4 protein-coding genes are annotated in these 2,814 nt (G+C 70.6%); all 4 read right to left on the reverse strand.

All coding sequences use genetic code 11. The annotated features are described in order from the left end of the window. Positions 1–880, reverse strand: an 880-nt coding sequence (locus tag L995_RS21910; RefSeq protein ID WP_047473701.1) for a secretin N-terminal domain-containing protein, incomplete at its 3' end; no start/stop codon positions are given. Positions 881–883: 3 nt separating this feature from the next. Further along, positions 884–1,687 carry a type II secretion system protein N gene (gspN, locus tag L995_RS21915; RefSeq protein WP_046988431.1) on the reverse strand — a complete coding sequence of 268 codons (804 nt, stop codon included), beginning with the start codon at positions 1,685–1,687 and terminating at the stop codon, positions 884–886. Between the two features lie 2 nt (positions 1,688–1,689). Next, complete coding sequence (gene gspM / locus L995_RS21920; RefSeq protein ID WP_016448735.1) at positions 1,690–2,232, reverse strand: type II secretion system protein GspM; 543 nt, start codon at positions 2,230–2,232, stop codon at positions 1,690–1,692. Continuing rightward, on the reverse strand, positions 2,229–2,814 hold a 586-nt coding region (locus L995_RS21925; protein ID WP_047473702.1), incomplete at its 5' end, for a GspL/Epsl periplasmic domain-containing protein. The genes L995_RS21925 and gspM, both read right to left, overlap by 4 nt.

A 2,814-nucleotide genomic window follows, 5' to 3' on the forward strand; every position in this document is an offset into this window, starting at 1 on the left:
CCGCGTCGATCAGCGAGCGCACCTGGGCCAGGCGTGCCGGGTTGGCTGCGCGCAGCACGATGGAGTTGCTGCGCGGCTCGGCCATCAGCGAGGTCTTGAAGGCGTTGTCGCTCTGGCCCGGAATATTGGCGCCGCCTGCGGTCACGGTGAGGCCGCCGGGGCTGGCCGTGCCGCCTTCGATCAGGCGCGAGACCAGGGCCACCATGTCGGTGGCCACGGCATGGCGCAGCGGAATGATTTCGACATCGGTGGCGTTGGACACATCCATGGTCGCCACGATGCGCGAGATGCGCTGCAGGTTGTCTGCGTAGTCGGTGATGACCAGCGAGTTGTTGCCCGGGTTGACGTTGATGGTGTTGTTGGGGCTGATCAGGGGGCGCAGTACGGGCACCAGGTTGGCCGCGTTCTCGTAGTTGAGCTTGAAGATCTGGGTGACGATCTGGCTGCCGGTGCTGCTGCGGCCCGCGCCCACGGCCACTTCGCTGGCCTGCAGCTTGGCGTCGGCTTCGGGGATGACTTTGTACAGGCCGGCCGATTCGACGATGGTGAAGCCCTGCAGGCGCAACGCGGCCAGGAACTGCTGGTAGGCGGTGGCGGGCGGCACGGGCTTGTCGGTCAGCAGCGTGATCTGGCCCTTGACGCGGGGGTCGACCACCACGTTGCGGTTGGTGATGGCGCCGATGGCACGCGAGACGGCCTCGATGTCTGCACCCGAGAAATTCAGCGTCACAGGCTCGCCCGGACGCAGGCTGGGCGTGGCGCCGGCCGGTGCATTGGTCTGCTGGGCCTGGGCGGTGCCAGCGGTGCAGGCCAGCATGGCGCTGACGGCCAGCGTGTGCAGGGTGTTGCGCCAGAACGGGGTCGTGTGCTGCTGAGTCATGGATCAACCAAAGGAAATGATGGACCGGGGCCCCTGGCGCCGTCCCAGAATGTTGAGCAAGTTGGACAGCGCGGTTTCGCGCTCGGGGCTGGCCGAGGCCTCGCCCTGGAAGTGCAGCCGCTGGCCTACCCATTGGCCCTGGCCGCTCAGGCGCAGGTCTCCGTTCAGGGTGCTGAGCTGCAGCTGCGGACTGTCGCCCCCGAGGATGTCCAGCCGGTAGCTGCCCAGCGGGCGCAGAGGGGACAGCCGCGAGGATACGGCCAGCGCCTCCAGCCGCGTGCTGCCGTCGCTGCGCCAGCGCCCCGATTGCCACAGCAATTGCAGTTGCAGGGCCTGCGTGGCCAGCCGCAGCTGGCCTTGCAGGTCCACCGTGTTCCAGGGCGTGCCCAGGCCGGACAGCAGCGAGGCAGGCCAGCGCGTGTCGCTGTCGTGCACCACGGCGCTCAGACCCTGCCAGCGCGGCAGCAGGTCCAGCACCACGGGCGTGGGTGTGCAGCATTCGCTGCGCAGCTGAATGCGGGCGCCGTCCAGGCGCGGGCGCAGCGTCCATTCCAGCCGCGTGGGCAGGGCCGTGCGGTCGCGGCTGCCGGCGCCTCCGGTGAAGGCCAGGGAGGCCGAGCCGTTCCACAGCGTGCCGCGCGGTTGCAGCAGCAGTACCTGGCCCTGTGTGGCGGAATCCACGCCGCGTGCCAGCCAGGCGGCGGGTGCCCAGACGACGGTGGTGGCCACCAGGCCGCACAGGGCGCCTGCCAGCGCCCACCCGCGCGGTGAGCGCAGGACAGGCTGGGAGCGGGGCTGGCGGCGCATGCTCAAGGTGCCCGCGACGGATCGACAGGCAGGTCCAGCACCAGGCTGCCATCCCAGCGCACGGCATCGGCAGCGCCTGCGGCGCTTGCAGAAGCACTGCGGGCCAGCTTCATCTCGGCGGGAACGGCGTGCGTGTTGCTGCGGACCTGGGCCAGCCAGCGCGCCAGCGCGGCGGCGGGCGCGGCCTTGAGCGTGATCTGTGCGCGGTCGCCCATCCAGTTCAATTGGGCGGAGGCGCCCAGTTCGGCGGACAGCGAGCTTTGCAGCAGCGCCTTGGCATCGCCGACCACGGGGCGTGCGTTGCTGCGCAGCTGCTCGGCCTCGGCCTGCAGCAGCTGCATCTGGCGCAACTGGCGGTCTGCCTGGGCATGGCGTTCGGGCGCGGTGCGCAGGCTGTGCAGGGCGGGGGCCAGGGCCAGCCACCACAGCAGGGCCAGTGCCACCACACCACCGGCCAGCAGCGTCATGTTCTGTTCACGCGGCGCCAGGGCATTCCAGCGCGCGCGCAGTGGGGCCAGGCTTTGGCGGGATGCGCGCATGTTCATGGCCGGGCCTCCTGGGCAAGCAGCAGGTCGGCACCGTCGCGCTGCAGTCGCAGGCCGCTGCCGGCCAGATGTTGTTGTGCCTGCTCCAGTGCCTCGGCCTCCAGCGAGACGCCCTTGAGGCGCAGCTGACGGTCCTGGTAGTCCATGGCCTGCGGCAACTGGCCGGCAGGCAGGGCCCGGGATGCGGCGGCCAGCAGGGGTTCCAGGTCGCCCTGCGTCAGCGCGCCGGCGCTCTGGCGCAGCGTGGCGACTTCGCGCTGCATTTGAACGGGCGCATCGACGATGACGGGAACGCGCGGAAAGCTGGTGGCCAGCGTGGAGCGCACCTGGACCTGCTTGGCCGCGATGGCGCGGTTTTCGGTCCAGGCCCAGGCATTGAGGCCCACCACCTGGGCCAGCAGTGCGAGCGCGGTACCCCAGCGCGCGGCCTTCCATTGCGGCGCGCGCAGAAAGCTCTGCCAGCCGTCGAGCATGCGTCGGCGGGTGCGGCTGCCGCCGCCCAGGTCGAGGTCGAACTGCGCCAGGTCCCAGTTTTGTGCGCGGGCCGCCAGGCCGCGCTGGGCGTCCGTCAGCAGGCTGACG

It is taken from the genome of Delftia sp. ZNC0008 (assembly GCF_000799035.1).
Taxonomy (GTDB): domain Bacteria; phylum Pseudomonadota; class Gammaproteobacteria; order Burkholderiales; family Burkholderiaceae_C; genus Comamonas; species Comamonas tsuruhatensis.